Source organism: Paracoccus sp. SM22M-07 (genome assembly GCF_001887735.1).
Classification (GTDB): Bacteria; Pseudomonadota; Alphaproteobacteria; order Rhodobacterales; family Rhodobacteraceae; genus Paracoccus.
The window spans coordinates 187652-209852 of sequence record NZ_JPKW01000004.1; the positions used below are offsets into that span (position 1 = coordinate 187652).

Annotated in this window: 22 protein-coding genes; 11 read left to right on the top strand and 11 right to left on the bottom strand. The window is 66.3% G+C overall.

Features of this window, described 5'->3' with window-relative positions; all coding sequences use genetic code 11:
• Positions 1-53: 53 nt before the first annotated feature.
• Positions 54-980, top strand: a complete 927-nt coding sequence (accD, locus tag IE00_RS07840; RefSeq protein ID WP_072296520.1) for an acetyl-CoA carboxylase, carboxyltransferase subunit beta — start codon at positions 54-56, stop codon at positions 978-980.
• 59 nt (positions 981-1039) lie between these two features.
• Positions 1040-2311, top strand: a complete 1272-nt coding sequence (locus tag IE00_RS07845; RefSeq protein ID WP_072296521.1) for a folylpolyglutamate synthase/dihydrofolate synthase family protein — start codon at positions 1040-1042, stop codon at positions 2309-2311.
• 13 nt (positions 2312-2324) lie between these two features.
• On the opposite strand, the gene IE00_RS07850 is transcribed toward IE00_RS07845, so the two are convergent.
• Both IE00_RS07850 and lysM read right to left on the bottom strand, forming a co-directional pair.
• On the bottom strand, positions 2325-4208 hold the full coding sequence (locus IE00_RS07850) for an acyl-CoA synthetase (RefSeq protein WP_072296860.1): 1884 nt from the start codon (positions 4206-4208) through the stop codon (positions 2325-2327).
• Between the two features lie 167 nt (positions 4209-4375).
• Positions 4376-4879 (bottom strand): peptidoglycan-binding protein LysM, encoded by a 504-nt coding sequence (gene lysM, locus IE00_RS07855; RefSeq protein WP_072296522.1) that lies wholly within the window; start codon positions 4877-4879, stop codon positions 4376-4378.
• Positions 4880-5051: 172 nt separating this feature from the next.
• Here lysM and IE00_RS07860 point away from each other — a divergent pair, with 172 nt between their 5' ends.
• Positions 5052-5567: a CAP domain-containing protein gene (locus tag IE00_RS07860; RefSeq protein ID WP_083554171.1), complete on the top strand. Its 516-nt coding sequence runs from the start codon at positions 5052-5054 to the stop codon at positions 5565-5567.
• Positions 5568-5573: 6 nt separating this feature from the next.
• Here IE00_RS07860 and IE00_RS07865 read toward each other — a convergent pair whose 3' ends face one another.
• Together IE00_RS07865 and IE00_RS07870 are read right to left on the bottom strand one after the other, a co-directional pair.
• Positions 5574-7370, bottom strand: a complete 1797-nt coding sequence (locus IE00_RS07865) for an ABC transporter transmembrane domain-containing protein (protein ID WP_072296523.1) — start codon at positions 7368-7370, stop codon at positions 5574-5576.
• Between the two features lie 72 nt (positions 7371-7442).
• Positions 7443-8069, bottom strand: coding sequence for a 5'-methylthioadenosine/S-adenosylhomocysteine nucleosidase (locus tag IE00_RS07870; RefSeq protein WP_072296524.1), 627 nt, complete (start codon positions 8067-8069; stop codon positions 7443-7445).
• Positions 8070-8198: 129 nt separating this feature from the next.
• Between IE00_RS07870 and zapE the strand changes: the two genes are divergently transcribed.
• Positions 8199-9299, top strand: coding sequence for a cell division protein ZapE (gene zapE / locus IE00_RS07875; RefSeq protein ID WP_072296525.1), 1101 nt, complete (start codon positions 8199-8201; stop codon positions 9297-9299).
• On the opposite strand, the gene IE00_RS07880 is transcribed toward zapE, so the two are convergent.
• Complete coding sequence (locus IE00_RS07880) at positions 9296-9928, bottom strand: DsbA family protein (RefSeq protein ID WP_072296526.1); 633 nt, start codon at positions 9926-9928, stop codon at positions 9296-9298. The genes zapE and IE00_RS07880 overlap by 4 nt on opposite strands.
• A gap of 59 nt (positions 9929-9987) precedes the next feature.
• Between IE00_RS07880 and IE00_RS07885 the strand changes: the two genes are divergently transcribed.
• Entirely contained in the window at positions 9988-10317 is a 330-nt protein-coding gene (locus IE00_RS07885; RefSeq protein WP_072296527.1) for an HNH endonuclease, read from the top strand.
• Between the two features lie 446 nt (positions 10318-10763).
• On the top strand, positions 10764-11351 hold the full coding sequence (locus IE00_RS07890) for an outer membrane protein (protein ID WP_072296528.1): 588 nt from the start codon (positions 10764-10766) through the stop codon (positions 11349-11351).
• A 160-nt stretch (positions 11352-11511) separates the two neighbouring features.
• On the opposite strand, the gene ettA is transcribed toward IE00_RS07890, so the two are convergent.
• The 3 genes from ettA to rimO form a co-directional block, all read right to left on the bottom strand.
• The gene (ettA, locus tag IE00_RS07895; RefSeq protein WP_072296529.1) at positions 11512-13167 is read right to left on the bottom strand and encodes an energy-dependent translational throttle protein EttA; all 1656 of its coding nucleotides are present in this window, start codon (positions 13165-13167) and stop codon (positions 11512-11514) included.
• Between the two features lie 61 nt (positions 13168-13228).
• A complete protein-coding gene (locus IE00_RS07900; protein ID WP_240493820.1) occupies positions 13229-14047 on the bottom strand; it encodes a sulfotransferase in 819 nt (272 codons plus the stop codon).
• A 53-nt stretch (positions 14048-14100) separates the two neighbouring features.
• Complete coding sequence (rimO, locus tag IE00_RS07905) at positions 14101-15477, bottom strand: 30S ribosomal protein S12 methylthiotransferase RimO (RefSeq protein WP_139291382.1); 1377 nt, start codon at positions 15475-15477, stop codon at positions 14101-14103.
• Between the two features lie 126 nt (positions 15478-15603).
• Between rimO and IE00_RS07910 the strand changes: the two genes are divergently transcribed.
• Entirely contained in the window at positions 15604-15969 is a 366-nt protein-coding gene (locus IE00_RS07910; RefSeq protein WP_072296530.1) for a hypothetical protein, read from the top strand.
• 53 nt (positions 15970-16022) lie between these two features.
• Positions 16023-16490, top strand: coding sequence for a hypothetical protein (locus tag IE00_RS07915; protein WP_072296531.1), 468 nt, complete (start codon positions 16023-16025; stop codon positions 16488-16490).
• 4 nt (positions 16491-16494) lie between these two features.
• On the opposite strand, the gene IE00_RS07920 is transcribed toward IE00_RS07915, so the two are convergent.
• Both IE00_RS07920 and IE00_RS07925 read right to left on the bottom strand, forming a co-directional pair.
• Positions 16495-17265, bottom strand: coding sequence for an ABC transporter permease (locus IE00_RS07920; RefSeq protein WP_170864105.1), 771 nt, complete (start codon positions 17263-17265; stop codon positions 16495-16497).
• The gene (locus tag IE00_RS07925; protein ID WP_072296532.1) at positions 17262-18197 is read right to left on the bottom strand and encodes an ABC transporter ATP-binding protein; all 936 of its coding nucleotides are present in this window, start codon (positions 18195-18197) and stop codon (positions 17262-17264) included. The genes IE00_RS07920 and IE00_RS07925 overlap by 4 nt, the downstream gene beginning before the upstream one ends.
• 200 nt (positions 18198-18397) lie before the next feature.
• On the opposite strand from IE00_RS07925, the gene IE00_RS07930 reads away from it, so the two are divergent.
• Positions 18398-19120, top strand: coding sequence for a rhomboid family intramembrane serine protease (locus IE00_RS07930; protein WP_072296533.1), 723 nt, complete (start codon positions 18398-18400; stop codon positions 19118-19120).
• Here IE00_RS07930 and mnmD read toward each other — a convergent pair.
• The gene (gene mnmD, locus IE00_RS07935; RefSeq protein ID WP_072296534.1) at positions 19107-19799 is read right to left on the bottom strand and encodes a tRNA (5-methylaminomethyl-2-thiouridine)(34)-methyltransferase MnmD; all 693 of its coding nucleotides are present in this window, start codon (positions 19797-19799) and stop codon (positions 19107-19109) included. The two genes, IE00_RS07930 and mnmD, sit on opposite strands and share 14 nt — an antisense overlap.
• A 30-nt stretch (positions 19800-19829) precedes the next feature.
• Between mnmD and IE00_RS07940 the strand changes: the two genes are divergently transcribed.
• On the top strand, positions 19830-20867 hold the full coding sequence (locus tag IE00_RS07940; RefSeq protein ID WP_240493821.1) for an FAD-binding oxidoreductase: 1038 nt from the start codon (positions 19830-19832) through the stop codon (positions 20865-20867).
• Between the two features lie 56 nt (positions 20868-20923).
• On the top strand, positions 20924-22195 hold the full coding sequence (locus IE00_RS20850) for a DUF4202 family protein (protein ID WP_371328432.1): 1272 nt from the start codon (positions 20924-20926) through the stop codon (positions 22193-22195).
• Positions 22196-22201 lie beyond the last annotated feature (6 nt).

A 22201-nucleotide genomic window follows, 5' to 3' on the forward strand; every position in this document is an offset into this window, starting at 1 on the left:
ATTCCCCGCGTCGCGGCCTATCTGAAGGGCTGAAACAGCCAAGGCCGTCCGCGATGAACTGGATCACCAACTACGTCCGCCCGCATATCAACTCGCTCTTCTCGCGCCGCGAAGTGCCCGAGAACCTGTGGACGAAATGTCCCGAATGCGGAACGATGCTGTTTCACCGCGAATTGGCGGACAATCTGAACGTCTGCACGAATTGCGACCATCACATGGCGATCACGCCGCGCGAACGCTTTACCGCGATGTTCGATGGCGGCGCCTTCCTGGAAGTGAAGGTCCCCGAGCCCGTCGCCGACCCGCTGCATTTCCGCGACCAGAAGAAATATCCCGACCGCATGAAGGCCGCCCAACGCAAGACCGGCGAGAAAGAGGCGATGCTGGTGGCCGAAGGCGAAATGGGCCGCACCCCCGTCATCGCCGTGGGCCAGGATTTCAGCTTCATGGGCGGATCGATGGGGATGTATGTCGGCAACGCCATCATCGCCGCCGCCGAACGCGCGGTCCAGACCCGCAAGCCGCTGGTGCTGTTTTCGGCCGCCGGCGGGGCGCGCATGCAGGAAGGCATCCTGTCGCTGATGCAGATGCCCCGCACGACCGTCGCCGTCGAGATGCTGAAGGAAGCGGGCATCCCCTATATCGTCGTGCTGACCCACCCGACCACGGGCGGCGTCACCGCCAGCTATGCCATGCTGGGCGACATCCACATCGCCGAACCCAACGCGCTGATCTGCTTTGCAGGCCCCCGCGTCATCGAACAGACCATCCGCGAGAAACTGCCCGAAGGGTTCCAGCGCGCCGAATACCTGCTGGAACACGGCATGCTGGATCGCGTGACCCATCGCAGCAAGATGCGCGACGAGCTGGTCTCGATCCTGCGCATGCTGGGCGGCCTGCCCGCACCCACGCGCGCCGACCTGCCCGCGCCCACAGTCGAGGCGCCCGCCATTCCGCAGGACCTGATCAAGGCCGACTGATCCGACATTCGTGACCACATATCCCGGGGGCCCGGGGGCTGCCCCCGGCGTTATCAGCCATGAGCCAATCCGACGCCATCCTTGCCCGCCTGATGGCGTTGCACCCCAAGGTCATCGACCTGTCGCTGGACCGCATGCAGCGGCTGCTGGCGGCCTTGGGCAATCCCGAACGCCATATCCCGCCGGTAATCCACATCGCGGGCACCAATGGCAAGGGCAGCACCCAAGCGATGATCCGCGCAGGGTTGCAGGCCGGGGGCCAGCGCGTCCATGCCTATACCTCGCCGCACCTGGCGCATTTTCATGAACGCATTCGACTGGCGGGGGACCTGATCAGCGAAGATGCGCTGGCCGCCGCGCTGGAGGAATGCGAGGCCGCCAATGACGGCCAGCCGATCACCTTCTTCGAGATCACGACCGCCGCCGCCTTTCTGGCCTTTTCACGGACCCCGGCCGATTACACCCTGCTGGAGGTGGGCCTGGGCGGACGCTTGGACGCGACGAATGTGATCGACCATCCGGCCCTGACGGTCATCACGCCGGTCAGCATCGACCACACCCAATATCTGGGCGATACCCTGCCCCTGATCGCGGGCGAAAAGGCCGGCATCATCAAGCGTCAGGTCCCCTGCATCGTCGGCCCCCAGCAGGATGAGGCCCTGCAGGTGATCGAGGCCAAGGCCCAGGGGCTGACCGCGCCGCTGATCGCGCATGGTCAGCACTGGATGATCCAACGCGACCGCGACGGGATGGTCTTTCAGGACGATCACGGGCTGTGGGACCTGCCCCTGCCCAACCTGATCGGCGATCACCAGGTCCAGAATGCCGGCACCGCGCTGGCCGCCCTGCGTCAGCTGGGCGCGACCGAGGAAATGGCGCTGGCCGCCGTGACGCAGGCCGAATGGCCCGCCCGGATGCAGCAGCTGCATCGCGGTCCGCTGGTCGATCTGGCCGGTCCCGATGCCCAGCTGTGGCTGGATGGCGGTCACAACCCCGCCGGAGGCGAGGCGGTCGCGGCGACCCTGGCGGCCATGCCGCCCCGCCCCACTCATCTGGTCTGCGGCATGCTGAACACCAAGGACGTCACCGGCTATCTGCGTCCGCTGGCGGGTCATGCGGCCAGCCTGACGGCCATCGACATTCCCGGCGAACCGAACACCCTGCCCGCCCGCGACACCGCCGATGCCGCGCGCCAGGTCGGCATGACCACCCGGACCGCGACGGATGCAGCCGATGCCATCCGCGCGATCGTGGCGGATGCTCCCTCGGCGCGCATCCTGATCTGCGGATCGCTGTATCTGGCGGGGCGGGTGCTGCGGGAAAACGGGTAAGGGGCCGCGGCCCCTATGCCCAATCCCATGCGCAGGTGAACTGGCCCAGGGTCTCCTTGACCTTGGCCTCATCGGCCTTTCCGTCGCGCGACAGCATGGCCACCAGCCCGCGCTTCTTGTCCTCGCGCACCTCGACGACATGGCTGCCGGTGTCCTTCAGGGCGGCGTCATAGACGCGCTTGATGGCAAGGCGGCGCAGATCGGGTTTGAAGATCTTGCCGACGGCGGTCTTGGGCAGTTCGGGCAGGATCTCGATATGCTTGGGGATGGCCGCGCGTTCGTGGATATGGGTCCTGGCATGTTCGTTCAGTTCGTCGATGCCGACCTCGGCCCCCGCGACCAGCTCGACATAGGCGCATGGCAGTTCACCCGCGAAACTGTCGGGTTGGCCGATGGCGCCCACGAAGGCCACGGCAGGGTGCGACAGCAGCCCTTCCTCGATCTCGGCGGGGTCGATGTTGTGACCGCCGCGGATGATCAGGTCCTTGGCCCGCCCGGTGATCCACAGATAGCCGTCGGCATCGATCCGCCCCAGATCGCCCGTGCGCAGATAGCGGTCGCGCGAAAACAGCTTATGGTTCTTGTCGGCCTCGGTATAGGTCGAACCGGGAAAGACCCCGGGGTTCGACACGCAGATCTCGCCCACCATGTCGATGCCGCAATCGGTGGCGTTGCCCTGTTCGTCGTGATGCAGGATCCTGACATCGGTATAGGGCAAGGGAATCCCGACCGATCCGACCTTCTTCAACCCGTCCACCGGGTTGCAGCTGACAAGGCAGGTGGCCTCGGTCAGGCCGTAACCTTCGGCGATCTCGACCCCCGTGGCGGCCTTGAACCGGTTGTAAAGCTCGATCGGCAGGGGCGCCGAGCCGGAAATCGCCGTCTTGAGCGAACTGACATCGGCATTGACCGGGCGCTGCATCAGCGCCGCAATGGCCGTCGGCACGGTGATCAGGAAGGTCGCCTGCCAGCGTTCGATCAGCTTCCAGAAATTGTCGAAGACCCCGTCGCCGCGATAACCCGCCGGCGTCGGCATCACCAGATGCGCGCCCGACGCGATGCAGGCCATCAGCACCGGATAGGCGGCAAAGACGTGGAACATCGGCAGCGGACACATCAGCACGTCGGTTTCATCGAACAGCAATTCGCCGCCCAGCCAGCCGTTATAGATCATGCCGGAATATTTGTGCTGCGCGACCTTGGGGGTGCCGGTGGTGCCGCCGGTGTGGAAATAGGCGGCGACGCGATCCTGCTGCGGCAGGTCGAAATCCAGGCGGCGGTGATTCTGGGCGCTGGCGGCGGCTTCGAAATCCAGAACCTTGGCGTGGTGGCGGGTCTTCACCTTGGGACGGATCAGCGGGACGATGAACCGCTTCAACCCGCGCAGGTGCCGGTTCAGGTCGATCTGGACGATATGGGTGACGCCGGGGGCATGGGCCACCGCTTCGGCCGCCTTCTGGGCCACATCGGTTTTGGGAAAGGGCTTCAGCGTGACCAGCACCTTGGCGCCGGTTTCGCGCAGGATGCCTGCGATCTGGCTGGAATCCAGCAAGGGGTTGATCGGGTTGACGATCCCCGCCGTCGCCCCGGCCAGCAACACCACGGGCGTCTCGATGCTGTTGGGCAGCAGATAGGCGACGGTGTCTTTCGGTCCGACACCCAGGCTGCGGAACAGGTTGGCGGTTTCGGTGACCCGCTCCAGCAGTTTCTTCCAGCTGAGCGTGGTGGACGGATCGCGGGGACCCGACAGCAACTGGAACGAGATCGCGGGACGGTCCGGAAAGCGCGACGCCGTTCTGGCCACGAAATCGTAAAGCGTGACGGGCAGGTCGCGGGACGCGTAATCCCCCTCTGCCTCGACCCGGTCGCGATCCGCGTAGTTGCTGAACTTGCCCATCATTTCCTCCTTCGCGGGCCGCATCACACGGCCCCTCCCTTCTGCGCAGGATGGTCCGAATTGACCTCTCCGGGCAAGATCAAGCGGCGCAGGAATGGGTCAAAACGCCGCGTCACCCGATGGGGCGACGCGGCGTTCGCGGGAATGGCGGCCCGACGGGGCGGGCCTCAGCCCTTCGCGGGGATGCGCAGGACCTGCCCGGGATAGATCTTGTCGGGGTCGCTCAGCATCGGGCGGTTGGCGTCGAAGATGGCGTTGTACTGGTTGGCGTCACCAAGATGCTGCTTGGCGATGCCCGACAGCGTCTCGCCCTTCTTGACGGTGTGGAAGACGGGCGGGTTCTCGGCCTCGGGCAGGTCGGCCTCGACATTGGCGATGCCTTCGATGTTGCCGACCGCCAGGATCAGCTTTTCCATCTGCTCGCGGGTGGCTTCCCTGGTTTCCAGCACGACCGTATCGCCGCGCAGGCGCAGATGGACGTCGCTGCCATCCATGCCCAGGGCGCGCAGCTCATCCTTGAGCGCCGCGACCTTGCGGTCGGTCTCCGACGGCACGGCGGCCTTGGGGGCCGAATCTGCGGGTTTGGCCTCCTTGGGCGCGGGAGGCGTCGCGGCCTCGGCCTTGCCGAACACCGATTTGCCGGCGTCTTTCACGAATTCCCACAAAGCCATTCTGTCACCTCTTGCATGGTTGATGGGCCTTTCGGCCCAAACACTTAACGCAATTTTATCGATCCGGATGCAAAACCCTCGGAAAAAAACCGCCGATCCTGCACGGTTGCAACCGTTGATTGTGCCTTGCAATCTGGTTCAGAAGCCTGCCGCCACAGTGAAAGAAAAGCCCATGCCCTTGAAACTGACCCGTCTGATCGCCCCGATTTCCGCCCTGGCGCTTGTCGCCTGCACCCAGGGCACGCCGCCTTCGGGCGATGATGCCGCCTCCGGCGCCGTCAGCTGCAAGGGCACCGACAGCGCGCTGAACGCCACCGGCGCCGCCGCCACGAACCGCGCGCGCGTTGCCGCCGGCCTGTCCCCGGTGCGGGCCAACAGCCTGCTGGCGCAGGTTGCGGCCGGACACGCCTGCGACATGGCCCGTCGCGGTCAGATGTCCCATCAGGGGTCCTCGACATCGGGGCCGGGCGCAAGGGTCAAGGCCCGCGGTTATGACACCCGCATCACCGCCGAAAACATCGCCGCCGGCCCCTTCGACACCACGCGCGTGCTGACCGAGTGGCAGAACTCGCCCGGCCATCGGGCCAATATCCTGATCCCGCAGGTGAAGGATTTCGGCATCGGGCGCGCGATCGGCGCCGATGGCCGGACGCAATACTGGGCCGCCGTCTATGCGGCCGAGAAATAGCGCGCCTCAGGCCGCATCGCTGGCCTGCGGACCATCGGTGAACTGCATCCGCGCCAGCCGCGCATAAAGCCCGCCCTGCGCCACCAGGTCCTCATGCGTGCCCTGCGCCACGATGCGGCCCTGGTCCAGCACGATGATGCGGTCGGCCTTCTTGACGGTGGCCAGGCGGTGGGCCACGACGATGGTGGTGCGCCCTTCGGCCAGGCGGTTCACGGCGGTCTGGACCAGCGATTCCGATTCCGCGTCCAGCGCGCTGGTCGCCTCGTCCAGCAGCAGCACGGGGGCGTCGCGCAGGATGGCGCGGGCGATCGCCACCCGCTGGCGCTGGCCGCCCGACAGCATCACGCCGCGTTCCCCAAGCGGGGTGTCATAGCCCTGCGGCAGCCCCACGATGAAGTCATGGGCATGGGCCGCCTTCGCCGCCGCGATCACCTGCGCGTCCGAGGCGTCGGGCTTGCCCAAACGGATGTTGTCTGCTGCCGAGGCCGCAAAGATCACCGGGTCCTGCGGCACCAGCGCCATCTGTTCACGGAAATCGGTGCGGGTCATGTCGCGCAGATCCACCCCGTCCAGCGTCACGCGACCCTGCACCGGGTCCCAGAAACGCTGGATCAGCTGGATCACCGTCGTCTTGCCCGCCCCCGAAGGGCCGACCAGCGCCACGGTCTCGCCGGGGCGGATGGTCAGGTCGATGCCGTCCAGCGCGGGCGCGTCGGGGCGGGTCGGAAAGCGGAAGCTGACGCCCTGCAACGCGATCTCTCCACGCAGGGGCCGGGGGATGGCCACCGGATGCGCCGGGTCCTTCAGCGCGTCATCGGCCGACAGCAGTTCGGCCAGGCGTTCGGTCGCCCCGGCGGCGCGCTGCAATTCGCCCCAGATTTCCGACAGGGCCCCGGTCGAGCTGGCCACAAGGATCGCATAGATCACGAACTGCACCAACTGCCCCGCCGTCATCACCCCTTCGCGCACGTCGCGTGCGCCGATCCACAGGACGCCGATGACACCAGCAAAGATCAGGAAGATGACGATGGCTGTCATGATCGCGCGGGTGCGTATGCGGGTCAGCGCGACGTCGAAGCTTTGTTCGGTGACGGTGTCGAAACGGGCGATGCTGCGCGCCTCGTGGGTATAGGCCTGGACCGTCTGCGCGGCCAGCAGCGTCTCGGACGCGGTGCCGGATGATACGGCGATCCAGTCCTGGTTGGCCCGAGACAGCGCGCGCAGCCGGCGGCCCAGCACGATGATCGGGATCAGGATCGCCGGCACGATCAGCAGGACCAGCGCCGTCAGCTTCAGCGACGTCCAGGCCAGGAGCGCCATTCCCCCCACCAGGATCAGCATGTTGCGCAGCGCGATCGACAGCGACGATCCGACGACCGACTGGATCAGCGTGGTGTCGGTGGTGATGCGCGACAGGATTTCCCCGGTCATGACGCGTTCGAAGAAGGCAGGCGACAGGGTGATCACGCGGCCATAGACGGCCTTGCGGATATCGGCCACGACCCGTTCGCCAAGCCGCGTGACGAAGAAATAGCGCGCCGCCGTCCCCAGGGCCAGCAGCGCCACGATGATCAGCGCCGCCCCGAAATATGTGTCCAGCAGGCCCGCGCCATCGTCGAAATTATCCACGACCCGTCGCACGGCCAGGGGCAGGATCAGGCTGATCCCGGATGTGCAGGCCAAGGCCAGCAGCGCCAGCACCACCTGCAGCCGATAGGGTCGCACAAAGGGCCACAACGCGCCAAGCGCGCCCACCTTCCTGCTGGTGGGGCGGTCTTCGGTGGTGCTTGCGCCGCGTCTCATTGCCTGTTCCTGCCTGTCTTGCGGGGATTTCGGTGTAGGGCGGGTGCCGTCAAAGGACAAGCGGACGCTTCGTCATACCCGGATGTCGCCACGGGCCAGCGCGCCTTCCAGCGCGTCGATGGCCTCTGCCAGCCTGCCGTCGATGATCTCCAGGTATTGCGTCCAGTCCGACAGGCCGCGCAGATCCTCGGCCCCGTCGGAAATGCCGCGCAGCCCGATCAGGGGCAGGTCGAAATGCTGGCAGACGCGCAGGATGGCAAAGGTTTCCATGTCGACCATGTCCTGGACGATGCCGCCATAGCCCGCGCCGCTGACGATGCTGGCGCCGGTGGCCAGGCTGGCCACGGGGATGCCCGGGATGCGGTGCGGCAGATCGACCACGGCGGGCAGATCCAGCAGCGGCGTGCAGCCACGCTCGAACCCAAGCGCCGAGGCATCCATGTCGCGATAGGCCACCGACCCCACCTGATAGACCTGCGTCTGCGCCAGCCGCGCCGATCCCGCCGACCCCAGGGACACGACCAGCCGCGGCTTTTCGGCCATTCCCGCCAATGCGGCGGTCAATTGCACCGCGGCCTCGACCGGGCCGATGCCGGTCATCAGGGGCGTGATGCGGGCCTGCAGGGCGGGGCCGTATTCGGGGCGCGCCGCCATCACGAACAGCACGGGCAGATCGGCAAGCGTATCGGGTCGGATCATGGGCGGTCGCACCTGCAAGGGATTTCCCTTCGGGTTTGCCCGCCCCCCGCCATCCGGTCAAGCGCGATGGCCCCTTGCGGGCGCCGCCGCCCCTGTGGCAGGTCTTTGGCCGTCAGGAAGGGAACAAGCATGGGCCAGGTCAGCGATCTTTACCGCCAACGCGTGACCGAAGGGGTGCTGCGGCCCGATCCTGCGCAGGAAGCTGTCCTGCCCCAGATGGACCGCGTGCTGGCCGAGATGGCCGAAGCCCCCCAGACAGCCCCCAAACGCTCGACATGGCGGGCCTTTCTGGGCGTGGGCAACGCGGCCCCTGCCCCGGCGGTCAAGGGGCTGTATCTGTGGGGTGGCGTCGGGCGCGGCAAGTCGATGCTGATGGATCTGATGGCCGAGGCCGCAGGCGACATCCCCCATCGGCGCGTGCATTTCCACGAATTCATGCAGGAAATCCAGGCCGGACTGGACGAGGCCCGCAAGCGCGGCGATCAGGACACCGTCCGCCCCGTCGCCATGCAGGTCGCCGCGCAGGTGCGGCTGCTGTGCTTCGATGAAATGCAGATCACTGACATCGCCGATGCGATGATCGTGGGGCGCCTGTTCCAGGTGCTGTTCGAACAGGGCGTCGTCGTCGTCACCACATCGAACCGCATCCCCGAGGATCTGTACAAGCACGGGCTGAACCGCCAGCTGTTCCTGCCTTTCATCGACCTGATCCGCGAACGCATGCAGGTCACCTGCCTGGACAGCAAGACCGATTACCGCCAGAACCGCAGCGCCGGGGGGCAGGTCTGGTTCACGCCTGCCAATGCGCAGGCCCGTACCAGCCTGGACGCCATCTGGGCGGATCTGACGGGCGATGCCACCCCCGAACCCCTGCGGATCGAGGTCAAGGGCCGCCAGGTCGAACTGCCCGCCCATGCGGGCCGCGTGGCGCGGGCCAGCTTCTGGGATCTGTGCGACAAGCCGCTCGGACCCGCCGATTACCTGGCCGTGGCGCGGGCGGTCGACGTGCTGCTGATGGACGGCGTGCCGCGCCTGTCGGGGTCGAACTACAACGAGGCCAAGCGCTTTGTCACGCTGGTCGATGCCCTTTATGAGGCCAAGGTCCGCCTGATCGCCAGCGCCGCCGACGAACCCGAACAGCTGTATAACGAAGGCGAGGGCAGCTTCGAGTTTGAACGCACCGCCAGCCGCCTTCGTGAAATGCAGGACGCGGCCTGGGGCGCGCGCTAGACGACGCCCAGGGTCTGGCGCCCGCGGGCCACCAGGTCGCGCAATTCCTGGAGGTCCATCTCGCCGAAGACGACCTCATCGCCGCAGATGAAGCTGGGCGTGCCGCGCAGGCCCATGTGATCGCCCAGAAGGAAGCTCATGGTGACATGGCGTTCGGGGTCCGGGCCCTGCATGTCCTCGCGCAGGCGGGCCTCGTCCAGACCGACCTGCCGGGCGATCCGCATGACGCTGGCCTCCTCGGCGCGACCCTCCATGGTCATCAGCGCGGCGTGAAGCTGCCAGTATTTGCCCTGCTTCAACGACGCCAGCGACGCCTTGGCGGCGAATTCCGAATCCGCGCCGAAGACGGGCCATTCGCGATGCACCAGCCGCAGCTGCGGATCCTCGCGCACCAGCTGCGACATCAGCGGCACCATCTTGCGGCAATAGGGACAGTTATAGTCGAAGAACTCGGACAGGGTGATGTTGCCGTCGCCATTGCCCAGGACGGGTGCGGTCGGATCGCGTTCCAGCGATTTGCGCAGATCCTCGGGCATGGGATTGTCGCGTTCGGCGGCGGCGGCGGCCGGCAGCACGCCAAGGGCGGCAGTGGCACCGGCGCTGGCCAGGATCAGGCGGCGGGTCAGCATGGGTTGTCCTTTCGCGGAGGGCGGGATCATATGGGGACCAGCTAACCGAAGGTCGTCGCATGCGTAAACCACGCCCTGATCCCGCCGATGTCACGTTGGCGTCAGAGACGCGGACCCCGGACCCGATCTGTCCCCTCTGCGACCGCCCCATTCCCTCCGATGTCCCGCAAAGCCGCCATCACCTGATCCCCAAGCTGCGCGGCGGCAAGCGCGGTGAAACCGTGCTGCTGCACCACATCTGCCACAAGACCATCCACAAGACCTTCAAGGAAACCGAACTGGCGCGGAACCTGAACACTGTCGCGGCCCTGCGCGCCCATCCCGACATGGCGCGCTTTCTGGAGTGGATCGTCAGGCGCCCTCCGGGCTTTACCGGCAAGGTGCGCTGACCCGCGATCGCGTCTCTCGATTTGCAGCAAGTGCAAGTCTTGCCCTGTCACATTCCGGCAGGAAAATGCGCCATCCGCCGCCCGCATCCCCGGTTTTCGCCATGCATCTCAAGCGCTTTCCCAAGGGCGTGAGCATGGCGGAGCGTCCTTCGGCATCCTGCCCGCGACAGGCAAGCGAAGGATCGGAACAGGCGGATTCTTTGGGAAATGGGCTGCTTTTTGATGATTCATCGCGCCCTGCATCGCAGCGACCCCCGCACCGCCAAGGGCGCTGTCGCCCTGCGGCATGCCGAAAAGCTGACGTAAAGGCATTTGACGATCACGGGTCCATCACATCGTCGTGGTTGCGCCTGCGACACGGCCCCGGCCAACGCCCGGCGGGGCGATCTTCAATCCGCCAGATGAGGGGACTAGATCAGCCTCACAACGAGAGTTTGGAGACTATCATGAAATTCGTTACCGCAGCTATTGCATCCCTGATCGCAGCTGGCGCAACCAACGCAGGCGGCTATACCGCCCCCGTCGTCGAGGCAGCCCCCGTCGAAGTCGCCCCCGTCGTGACGATGGACGCTTCGGACTGGTCCGGTTTCTATGCTGGTCTGCAGTACGGCCAGGGCGAAGCCACCGTCTCGTTCGACGGTGAAGAAGCCGATACCGATTTCGACGCCTACGGTGTGCACGGTGGTTACAACCACGATTTCGGCAAGTACGTCCTGGGTGGCGAACTCGACTACAACAAGGTCGATCTGGACAACGATGGCGGCGATGCCGACCTGACCCGTCTGCGCGCACGTGCCGGCTATGACCTGGGCCGCTTCCTGCCCTACGTCACCCTGGGCGCCGCGCATATCTCGGGCGATGACGATCTGTCGGAAACCGACGTCACCTATGGCATCGGTGCCGACTACAAGGTCACCGAGATGTTCACCGTCGGCGCCGAGTACACCAAGCAGGACTTCAGCGATGTCGACAACGTCGACGGCCTGGACCTGGACACCGACATGGTGCAGGTCCGCGCGTCCTATCACTTCTGATCGGGAACGGGCCGCTTCGGCGGTCCCGGCCTGACGCGAAAGCCGCCCTTCGGGGCGGCTTTTTTCATGGCCGCGGCCATGGTCTGCACGAACCTGCCGTGCCCATGAAAAAGGGCTGCCGACAAGCGGCAGCCCCATGTCACCCCGATCCGGGATCGGATCAGCGGGTGAATTTCTTGTATTTCACGCGCTTGGGTTCGACCGAATCCGGGCCAAGGCGGCGGATCTTGTCTTCTTCATAGGCCTGGAAATTGCCTTCGAACCATTCGACATGGGCATCGCCCTCGAAGGCCAGGATATGCGTGCACAGACGGTCCAGGAAGAAGCGGTCGTGGCTGATGATGACCGCGCAGCCTGCGAAATCGTCCAGCGCCGCTTCCAGCGCCTGCAGCGTTTCCACGTCCAGGTCGTTGGTCGGTTCGTCCAGCAGCAGCACGTTGCCGCCCGATTTCAGCAGCTTGGCCATGTGGACGCGGTTGCGTTCACCGCCCGACAGCTGGCCGACCTTCTTCTGCTGATCGCCGCCCTTGAAGTTGAAGGCGCTGGCATAGGCGCGGCTGTTCATCTGCGCGTCGCCCAGCTGGATCTGCTCGGCCCCGCCGCTGATCTCCTCCCAGACGGTCTTGGTGTCCGACAGCGCGTCGCGGGACTGGTCGACATAGGACAGATGCACCGTGTCGCCCCAGGTGATCGTGCCTTCGTCGGGCTGTTCGTTGCCGGTCAGCATGCGGAACAGCGTCGACTTGCCCGCGCCGTTCGGGCCGATGACGCCGACGATGCCGCCGGGCGGCAGGCCGAAATCCAGGTTCTCGATCAGCAGCTTGTCGCCCATGGCCTTCTTCAGGCCCTCGACCTCGATCACCTTGCCGCCCAGGCGTTCGCCGTTCGGGATGATGATCTGGGCGCGGGTCAGCTTGTCGCGTTCGGACTGGCCGGCCAGTTCGTTATAGGCGTTGATCCGGGCCTTGGATTTCGCTTGGCGCGCCTTGGCGCCGGCGCGGATCCATTCCAGTTCGCGCTCCAGCACCTTCTGCTTGGACTTGTCCTCGCGGCTCTCCTGCTCCAGACGCTTGGCCTTCTGTTCCAGCCAGGCGGAATAGTTGCCCTCATAGGGGATGCCGCGGCCGCGATCCAGTTCCAGGATCCAGCTGGTGATGTCGTCCAGGAAATAGCGGTCGTGGGTCACGGTCAGGATCGTGCCCTTGTATTCGATCAGGTGCTTTTGCAGCCAAGCGATGGTTTCCGCGTCCAGGTGGTTGGTCGGTTCATCCAAGAGCAGCATGTCGGGCGCCTCAAGCAACAGCTTGCACAGCGCGACGCGGCGCTTTTCGCCGCCCGACAGGGTCGTGACATCCGCGTCGTCGGGCGGGCAGCGCAGGGCCTCCATCGCCACGTCGATCTGGCTGTCCAGGTCCCACAGGTTTTCCGCGTCGATCTGGTCCTGCAACGCGGCCATCTCCTCGGCGGTCTCGTCCGAGTAGTTCATCGCCAGGTCGTTATAGCGGTCCAGGATCGCCTTTTTCGCCGCCACGCCCAGCATGACGTTGCCCCGCACGTCCAGCGATTCGTCCAGCTGCGGTTCCTGCGGCAGGTAACCCACGGTCGCGCCCTTGGCGGCCCAGGCCTCGCCGGTGAAATCCTTGTCCCAACCCGCCATCACGCGCAGCAGGGTGGACTTGCCCGCGCCGTTGACGCCGACGACGCCGATCTTGACGCCGGGAAGGAAGTTCAGACGGATGTTCTCGAAGACCTTCTTGCCGCCGGGATAGGTCTTGGACACACCGTCCATGTGATAGACGAACTGATAGGCCGCCATGGGGAATTCTCCTGGAAAAGGTTATGGGGCTGTTTAGGCGAAAATGCCGACCGGTGAAAGGTCAGCGCATGTCGGCAAGAAAGTCCGCATCCATGGACGCCTCGAGGAAATCGAACTGCGGCTGCAGCTTGTCGCGCAGCGCGGCGCGCGCCTCGGGGGGGACCGCAAAGCCGTCGGGCGAGGCGAAGACCTTCTTGTGCAACCCCTTGTAGGGGGCGGGGGGCAGCCCCAGGAACGCCTCGACCCGGCGCAGCAGCCCTTCGGGATCGCGGGCGATCCGGCCAAAGGGCAGCACCAGCAGCCGGTCGGGACCAAAGCGCGCCTGCCAGCGCGGCAGATAGGCCGCGTAATCGCCCCGATCCATCAGAACGGGGTCCTCGATCTCGCGCATCCAGTCGGACAGGCTGGCGGGATCGCGGCCCGCGCGCCGCAGGTTCATCTTCAGCTGCGACACCGCCCGGTCGACAGGGTGGCGCAGGATATAGATGAACTGGGCATTGGGCAGGAATTCGGCCATGAAATCGACGCCCTCGTCGGGCAGGGTCGAATATTCGGGCGTGATGTCGATGGGGCGCGTGCCCTTGGGCGCAGGCGCAAAGATGGCGCGATACCATTTCTCGGTGAACATCTCGCCGGTGGTGACGCGTTTCAGGTATTTGCCCATATCCGGATCGATGGGCTGGTTGCGCGCCAGATGCCTGTTGATCAGGTTTTCCTTGCTGCGGCGGTAATGCCAGGGCAGCCATTGACGATGTTCGGGCACGAAGCGGTGGTTGAAGAACTGGACCTCCTTGAAGGGCGGGGTCCAGATCTTGGGGTGCTGGGCCAGCATTTCCGACAGCCAGCTGGTGCCCGCCTTCTGGGCACCGATGCCGATCACGCGCGGCTTGCGAGGTTTCCCTTGAGGGTCCCAGTCAAGCTGCGCATCCAGGTTCACACATGCCCCCACAGATCGTAATCGCTGGCCTCGTCCACCGTCACGGGAACGATATCACCGGGCTTCAGGTGGTCAAACCCTTCGTCGATGAAAAGATTGCCGTCGATCTCGGGCGCATCGGCCTTGGTCCGGCAGGTGGCGCCGTCCTGGTCGATGCTGTCCACGATCACCTCGATCCGCGTGCCGACCTTGGCGGCCAGCTTGGCGGCGCTGATGGCCTGGGCCTTTTCCATGAAGCGTTCGAAACGCTCCTGCTTGACCTGCGGGTCGACATGGTCGGGCAGGTCGTTGGCCCGCGCGCCCTTGACGTTTTCGTATTGGAACGCCCCGACCCGGTCCAGCTGCGCCTCGTCCAGCCAGTCCAGCAGTGTCTGGAACTCGGCCTCGGTTTCGCCCGGGTAACCCACGATGAAGGTCGAACGCAGGGTGATGTCGGGACAGATCGCACGCCATGCGGCGATTTCATCCAGCGTCCTGGCGCCCGCCGCGGGGCGGGCCATGCGGCGCAGAACATCCGGGTGGGCATGCTGAAAGGGGATGTCCATGTAAGGCAGGATCAGCCCGTCCGCCATCAGCGGGATCAGGTCGCGCACATGCGGATAGGGATAGACGTAATGCAGCCGCACCCAGGCCCCAAGCGACCCCAGGTCGCGCGCCAGATCGGTGATGTGGGCGCGATGCCCGCGTTCGGTGTCATGCCGGCGGTCCAGGCCATAGGCGCTGGTGTCCTGGCTGATGACCAACAGTTCCTTGACCCCCGCCTCGACCAGCTTTTCGGCCTCGCGCACCACGGCATGGGCGGGACGGCTGACCAGGCGGCCGCGCATGTCGGGAATGATGCAGAACTTGCACTTGTGATTGCAGCCTTCCGAGATCTTCAGATAGCTGTAATGGCGCGGCGTCAGGCTGACCCCGCTGGCCGGCAGCAGGTCGATGAAGGGATCGGGCTGCGGCGGTACGGCCTTGTGGACGGCATCCAGCACCAGTTCGTATTGATGCGGCCCCGTGACGGCCAGCACCTTGGGATGGGCGCCGGTGATGTATTCGGGTTCCGCCCCCAGGCAACCGGTGACGATGACGCGGCCGTTTTCGGCCAGCGCCTCGCCGATGGCATCCAGGCTTTCGGCCTTGGCGCTGTCCAGAAAGCCGCAGGTGTTGACGATCACCGCATCCGCGCCCTGGTAATCGGCGCTGATGGCGTACCCTTCGGCCCGCAGGCGGGTCAGGATGCGTTCGCTGTCGACCAGCGCCTTGGGGCAGCCAAGGCTGACCATGCCGATGGTCGGCTGTCCGTCGCGCCGATCACCGGGACGGTCATCGGGGATGCGGGCACGGGCAAGGTCGGGGCGAAGATCGGGCGGATTTGTTTGCATCGGCAGCATATAGGCGATTCGGGGGCGCGGGAAAAGACGGCGCATGCGGGAAACTGACCTGCAACTTTCGCCGTTCCTGCACGTGTCTGCCGACATCACGGGATGTCTTGTTGAAGGTGCCGACCCATGCGACCCACCCTGCCCCGCCATACCCTGCGCCTTGCCGCGATCCTGACCGCGCTGCTGTCGGGTCCCGCCCTGGCCGAACGGATCACCAGCCGCGACGCATTCCTGTCGCTTGTCGATCAGCGCCGGCTGACCACCATCGGCGTGACGCTGGTGGTGACGCCGGACGGCCGCATCGGCGGCAGCGCCTTTGGGTCCGATGTCCGCGGCGACTGGACATGGGACAGTGGCTGGTTCTGCCGGACGCTGGCCTGGGGCAGCCGCAGCTGGCCGCGCAACTGCCAGCTGGTCGTGCGCGACGGCGATCAGCTGCGCTTCACCTCGGACAAGGGCGCGGGCGACAGCGCGACCCTGCGCATCAGGTAAGGCTTCGCCGGAACGTGATTTCCCTTGGCACGCCCGTCGCGCAACATGGGCGCATGAACATCACCCGCGCCGCGATCCTTGCCCTGACGACCCTGCTGCCCCCCGCCCTGCCGGTGGCGGGCCATGCCGAGATCACCCATCGGGGCCAGTTCATCGATGTCGTGAACGACCGGGGCGGCAACGTGCTGCAGATGGTCCAGACCCGCAACCAGCTGGACGCGACCGGCAAGACCATCCGCATCCGCGGTTATTGCCGGTCGGCCTGCACCATGCTGACGACCCTGCCGCGCGCCTGCCTGGGCCCCGGCGCGACGATCGGCTTTCACGCGCCGCGCATCAAGGGCACCCAGATCATCCCGCCCTATGTCGATCAGATCATGGGGAATTTTTATCGCGGCGGCATCCGCGACCGCTGGTTCGGCGGCTGGAACCGGTCGATGGAGATGCAGAAGATCAGCGCCCAGGACTATGTCCGGCTGGATCCGCAGGCCCGCATCTGCGACAGCCTGCGGAAACGCTGATCCCTTATTCGCGCAGGCGCCAGCCGGTGGCAAAGATCCAGCGGATCACCGCCAGACAGACGATCACCATCAGCCCCACCGCGACCAGCGACGCGCCCACCGGCACGTCGGCAAGCCCGAAGAAGGCCCAACGGAACCCCGAGATCAGGTAGAGCACCGGGTTCAGCTTGGCCACGGCCCCCCAGAAGGGTGGCAGCATGCTGGCCGAGTAGAAGGCACCGCCCAGAAAGACCAGCGGCATGATGACCATCATCGGCACTATCTGCAGCTGCTCAAAGCTCTTGGCCCACAGCCCGATGATGAAGCCCAGCAGGCTGAAGCCCACCGCGCTGAGCAGCAGGAACGCGATCATCCAGAACGGGTGCAGGATATGGACGCCCACGAAGGCAAAGCTGGTCAGCAGGATCACCAGCGCGATCAGGATCGCCTTGGCCGCGGCCGCGCCGACAAAACCCAACGTCACCTCGATCCAGCCCACGGGCGAGACCAGGTATTCATAGATCGTGCCGCTGAATTTCGGGAAATAGATGCCGAAGCTGGCATTGCTGACCGCCTGCTGCAGCACCGTCAGCATCATCAGGCCGGGCACGATGAAGGCGCCATAGGGCACGCCCTCGACCGATTGGATGCGCCCGCCGATGGCCGCGCCGAAGACCACGAAATACAGAACCGTCGACACCACCGGCGATGCCAGCGACTGCCAGATGGTGCGGAAAAAGCGCATCATCTCGTGGTGGAAGATGGACCAGACGCCGTGCCAGTTGACCATGCTCATGCCGCATCCTCCGATTCGTTGACCAGCGAGATGAAGACCTCTTCCAGGCTGGATTGGCGGGTGGACACGTCGCGCACGGTGATGTCGCGCGCGGCCAGTTGCCCCAGCAGCCGGGCGATCCCGGTGCGTTCGGCCTTGGTGTCATAGTCGAAGGCCAGCTGGCGACCATCCGCGGAAAGCGTCAGGTTGGGATCGGCCATGTCGGCAGGAATGCCGGTCAAGGGCGCGTCCAGTTCGATGGTCAGGGTCTTGCGGCCGAACTCGCCCATCAGCTGGGCGGTGGGCTTGACCAGCAGCAGCTGGCCCTTGGCGATGACGCCGATGCGGTCGGCCATTTCCTCGGCCTCTTCCAGGTAATGGGTGGTCAGGATGATGGTCACGCCCTCGCGGCGCAGATCGCCCACCACCTCCCACATCTCGCGGCGCAGCGCGACGTCGACGCCTGCGGTCGGTTCGTCCAGGAACAGCACCTTGGGGTTGTGGGACAGGGCCTTGGCGATCAGCACGCGGCGCTTCATGCCGCCCGACAATTCGCGCGTGGCCGCATCGCGCTTGTCCCACAGCGACAGGGCCCGCAGGATGCGTTCCAGATAGGCGTCGTCGGGGGGCATGCCGTAAAGGCGGCGGGTGAAGCGGACGCAGTTGATGACCTTTTCAAAAGGCTCCAGCGCGATTTCCTGCGGCACCAGGCCGATCATCTTGCGCGCGGCGCGCCAGTCGGTGCGGATGTCGTGGCCGCCGACTCTGACCGACCCGCCCGTGGGCACCACAAGCCCGCAGATGATCGAGATCAGCGTCGTCTTGCCCGCGCCGTTCGGGCCCAGAAGGGCGATGATCTCGCCTTCCTCGATGGACAGGGACACGTCGTCCAGCGCCTTGGTGCCACTGTCATATTGCTTCGACAGATGGTCGATTTCTATGATCGCGCTCATGCGCCATTCTCCAGTTTTGTGCAGACGGGTCGCATGGGCCCGGGCCGCAGATAGGCATTCGGGGGCCGTTTTGCCAGACCGCCGCGGGATCGGGGCCGGGATGGCGGCTGTTTGGCCACGGGGCAGGCCTTGCGGAACCCGGCTTGCGGCGGCAGCGCGGGCCGTCCACTGTCGGGCCAACCCAACCAAGGATCGCGCCGATGTTTCCCATCCGGGACCACAATCCCTCCTCGGTCCGTCCGGTCGTGACCTGGGCGCTGATCGCGATCAATATCGCGATGTACGTCCTGACATGGCCCGGCAGCGAAACGGGATCGACGATCTGGGCCTATCTGGCGCTTTATCCCGTCGCCATCACCCATGACCAGCTGATCTATGGCCTGCTGACCCACATGTTCCTGCATGCGGGCCTGATGCATCTGGCGGGAAACATGCTGTTCTTGTGGATCTTCGGCGACAATCTGGAAGAACAGATGGGCCGCGTGCGGTTTCTGGGCTTCTATCTGCTGGCGGGGCTGGTGGCGGCCGGGGCCCAGATCGCGGCGGCGCCCTTGTCGGATATCCCGATGGTCGGCGCGTCGGGCGCGATCGCGGGGGTGCTGGGGGGATACCTGTTGATGTTCCCCCGTGCGCGGGTGGATATCCTGGTGATCTTCATCATCTTCTTCAAGGTCTTCACGCTGCCGGCCTGGGTGATGCTGGGCCTGTGGTTCGCGCTGCAGATGCTGGGCGGTTTCACCGTGGACGGGTCCGGCGGGGGCGTCGCCTATTGGGCCCATGCGGGCGGATTTCTGGCGGGCGGCGTCCTGGCGCTGCCGTTGTTCCTGCGGCGCGGCGGCCCGCGGTTCTGGGCGCGTACCCATGGCCGGCCACCCCATCCGCAATCCCATTACACCCGCATCCCCCGCGTCACGCGCCGCTGATGTCGCGGTCCGGCATGCGGCCCACGCTCATGTGGCGCTTGCTGCCGAAACCGGGCTGGCGGTTCACCTGGAAGCCCGCCCGGCCCAGCGCGCGACGGACATGGCCCGCGGCGGTATAGGTGGCAAAGCTGCCGCCCGGTGCCGTATGCAGCCCCACCTGCGCCATGATCGCATTATCCCACATCTGCGGGTTCTTGGCGGGGGAAAAGCCGTCCAGGAACCACGCATCGGCCCGTCCCTGCCATGCGGGCAACGTGTCGGCCACATCCCCCAGGACCAGATCCAGCGTGACCTGCCCCACCCGGATCTGCGGGCTGCCCCACCCGGACCGCAGCTGCGCGGCCAGGTCCGCCAGTTCGGGAAAGGCGGCATGGGCCTGTTCCAGCTGGGCCACGCCCATGGGATAGGCCTCGAAGCTGGTCATGCGGATGGGCTGGGCGGCGATCTGCGCCAGCGCCAGCAGGTTCAGCCCTGTGCCAAAGCCCAGTTCGGCCACGTGAAACCCCGCCACCAGCCGCGCGGGCAGGTCGTTGCCCGCCAGAAAGACATGCCGCGTTTCCGCCAGCCCCCCGGCCAGGCTGAAATAGGGGTCGTCGAACCGGGTCGAGACGGGGATGGTCCCGTCCCGCCAGTCCAGCTGCGGGTCGCCTTCGGGCGTCTGGTGGTCTAGATCGATCATGCAGGGCAGCTTTCGGGAAAGGATGCGGATTTGGCAAGGGACGGCGTGATCCACGTGGCGGGGGCGGGCATCTTCGGGCTGGCCGTCGCATGGGAACTGACCCGGCGCGGCGCGCGGGTCCGGGTTCACGAACGCGACCGGGTGGGCGCCGGGCCATCGGGTGGCCAGGTGGGCGCGCTGGCCCCCCATGCCCCCGACGGCTGGAACCCCAAAAAGGCGATGCAGCTGGACAGCCTGCTGGCCGCCCCCGGTTTCTGGGCCGAGATCGAGGATCTGTCCGGCCTGCCCTCGGGCTATGGCCGCACCGGACGCCTGCAACCGGTGCCCGACCAGGCGACGGCCGACCGGCTGGCCGACCGCATCGACGGCGCACGACGGAACTGGCCCGCCGACATGGGGATGGTCCTGACCCGCGACCCCGATGCCGACATCGTCCCCCACAGCCCGTCGGGGATCTGGCTGATGGACCGGATGACGGCCCGCATCCATCCGCGCGCGGCCCTTGCCGCATTGGCCGCGGCCATCACCGCGCGGGGCGGAGAGATCGTAATGGGCCGCCCCGCCCCTGCGGATGCACCGCAGATGATCTGGGCCACCGGGACGCAGGGCCTGCTGGATCTGAACGACGCGCTTGGCCGCAGGATCGGCCAGGGGGTCAAGGGCCAGTCGGCCAGCCTGGCCCATGCCGCCCCGGACAGCCCGCAGGTCTTTGACAACGGCATGTATGTGACGCCGCATTTCGACGGGACGGTGGCGGTGGGGTCGACTTCGGAAAACGTCTTCGACCACGACCGTGTCGATCACCAGATCGACGACCTGCTGCTGCGCGCCCGCGCGCTGTGCCCGGTGCTGGCCGATGCGCCGGTGCTGGAACGCTGGTCGGGCATCAGGCCCCGCGCCCGCAGCCGCGCGCCCGTCCTTGCCCCCTGGCCCGACCGCCCCGGCCATCTGATCGTGAATGGCGGCTTCAAGATCGGCTTCGGCATGGCCCCCGTCATCGCCCGCATGGCCGCCCAGGTGGTGCTGGAGGGGCGGACCGACCTGCCCGATCTGGTCGCCCTGCCCTGAGCCTTGCGCCCCCATCCCGACCACGCCACACTGCCCCAAATCATCCGGAGCCGCGCATGACCACCCGCCTTGATCACGCCTTCACCGCCATCGACGCCGCCAATGCCCATGACCCCGCGTCCGAAGACGGCACCCCCGCCAACCTGCTTTACGGTCAGCGGATGACGGCGGAACAGCAGCGGCTGTTCCCCGATGCCGACGATGTGCTGCGCATCGCGTGCCGCGGCCAGCATATCGAACGCTGGACCCTGCCGCGCAGCAGCTATCCGATGGGGCGGCCCGGATACCTGAAATGGCGCCAGGAACAGGGCCGTCGCCATGCCGAACGCATCGCGGGGATCATGGCCGATGCGGGCTATGACGCCGAGGACATCGACCGCGCGCGCAGGATGCTGACCAAGCAGGGCATCAAGCGCGACCCCCAGGTGCAGGCGCTGGAGGACGTGATCTGCTTTACCTTCATCCGCTGGTATCTGGGCGATTTCATGGCCGAGCAGCCCGATGAAAAGATGCCCCGCATCATCGAGAAGACCGCCCGCAAGATGTCCGCCGACGCGCGCGCCCGCGCCTTGCGGGAATTCCAGATGCCCCCCGCCTTCGCCGAACTGTTCCGTCAGGCGGATGCGGCGCGGACCCTGTCGCGGGCCGTCATCGTGTCCCACGGCCAGCCCGGCGACCCCGCCCCCCAGCAGCAGGCGATCGAGGATCTGGCAGCGGCGGTCGCGGCCCATCTGCCCGGCCTGCAGGTGATGGGCGCGACCCTGGCCATGCCCGAGGCGCTGGCCAGGACTGCCACCAGCGATTGCGTCATCTATCCGATGTTCATGGCCGAGGGCTGGTTCACCGGGATCGAACTGCCCCGCCGCCTGACCGCCGCCGGTGCGCCCGGTGCCCATATCATGCGCCCCTTCGGCACCGATCCCGGCCTGCCCGCGCTGATCGTGGAAAAGGTGGCGCAGGCCGCGAAGGCGCAGGGCTGGGACCTGGCCGAGACGACGCTGCTGCTGTCGGCACATGGGTCGCAACGCTCGCAGGCCAGCTTTGACATCACCACCGCGCTGGCCAACATGCTGGCCCCGCATTTCGCCCGCGTGGTGACGGGCTTCGTCGAACAGGAACCCTTCTTGGCCGATGCCGCCCGCGGCCTGGACCGCGCCGTCAGCCTGCCGCTGTTCGCGCTGCGGGCCGAGCATGTGACCCAGGACCTGCCCGAGGCACTGGATCAGGCGGGCTTTGCCGGCCCGCGCCTTGATCCGATCGGCCTGGCGCCCGAAACGCCCGCGATGATCGCCCGGTCGATCCGTGACGAAATTTCAAGCTTGAAATAAAATCGG

Bases quoted from the DNA above. Each gene is read 5' to 3' on its own strand.
- IE00_RS07925 (WP_072296532.1), bottom strand. From the start codon at position 18,197: ATGAGCGCGATCATAGAAATCGACCATCTGTCGAAGCAATATGACAGT.
- IE00_RS07885 (WP_072296527.1), top strand. From the start codon at position 9,988: ATGCGTAAACCACGCCCTGATCCCGCCGATGTCACGTTGGCGTCAGAG.
- accD (WP_072296520.1), top strand. From the start codon at position 54: ATGAACTGGATCACCAACTACGTCCGCCCGCATATCAACTCGCTCTTC.
- zapE (WP_072296525.1), top strand. From the start codon at position 8,199: ATGGGCCAGGTCAGCGATCTTTACCGCCAACGCGTGACCGAAGGGGTG.
- IE00_RS07920 (WP_170864105.1), bottom strand. From the start codon at position 17,265: ATGAGCATGGTCAACTGGCACGGCGTCTGGTCCATCTTCCACCACGAG.
- IE00_RS07910 (WP_072296530.1), top strand. From the start codon at position 15,604: ATGCGACCCACCCTGCCCCGCCATACCCTGCGCCTTGCCGCGATCCTG.
- IE00_RS07890 (WP_072296528.1), top strand. From the start codon at position 10,764: ATGAAATTCGTTACCGCAGCTATTGCATCCCTGATCGCAGCTGGCGCA.
- mnmD (WP_072296534.1), bottom strand. From the start codon at position 19,799: ATGATCGATCTAGACCACCAGACGCCCGAAGGCGACCCGCAGCTGGAC.
- IE00_RS20850 (WP_371328432.1), top strand. From the start codon at position 20,924: ATGACCACCCGCCTTGATCACGCCTTCACCGCCATCGACGCCGCCAAT.
- IE00_RS07870 (WP_072296524.1), bottom strand. From the start codon at position 8,069: ATGATCCGACCCGATACGCTTGCCGATCTGCCCGTGCTGTTCGTGATG.
- IE00_RS07850 (WP_072296860.1), bottom strand. From the start codon at position 4,208: ATGGGCAAGTTCAGCAACTACGCGGATCGCGACCGGGTCGAGGCAGAG.
- rimO (WP_139291382.1), bottom strand. From the start codon at position 15,477: ATGCAAACAAATCCGCCCGATCTTCGCCCCGACCTTGCCCGTGCCCGC.
- lysM (WP_072296522.1), bottom strand. From the start codon at position 4,879: ATGGCTTTGTGGGAATTCGTGAAAGACGCCGGCAAATCGGTGTTCGGC.
- IE00_RS07930 (WP_072296533.1), top strand. From the start codon at position 18,398: ATGTTTCCCATCCGGGACCACAATCCCTCCTCGGTCCGTCCGGTCGTG.
- IE00_RS07865 (WP_072296523.1), bottom strand. From the start codon at position 7,370: ATGAGACGCGGCGCAAGCACCACCGAAGACCGCCCCACCAGCAGGAAG.
- ettA (WP_072296529.1), bottom strand. From the start codon at position 13,167: ATGGCGGCCTATCAGTTCGTCTATCACATGGACGGTGTGTCCAAGACC.
- IE00_RS07845 (WP_072296521.1), top strand. From the start codon at position 1,040: ATGAGCCAATCCGACGCCATCCTTGCCCGCCTGATGGCGTTGCACCCC.
- IE00_RS07880 (WP_072296526.1), bottom strand. From the start codon at position 9,928: ATGCTGACCCGCCGCCTGATCCTGGCCAGCGCCGGTGCCACTGCCGCC.
- IE00_RS07915 (WP_072296531.1), top strand. From the start codon at position 16,023: ATGAACATCACCCGCGCCGCGATCCTTGCCCTGACGACCCTGCTGCCC.
- IE00_RS07860 (WP_083554171.1), top strand. From the start codon at position 5,052: ATGCCCTTGAAACTGACCCGTCTGATCGCCCCGATTTCCGCCCTGGCG.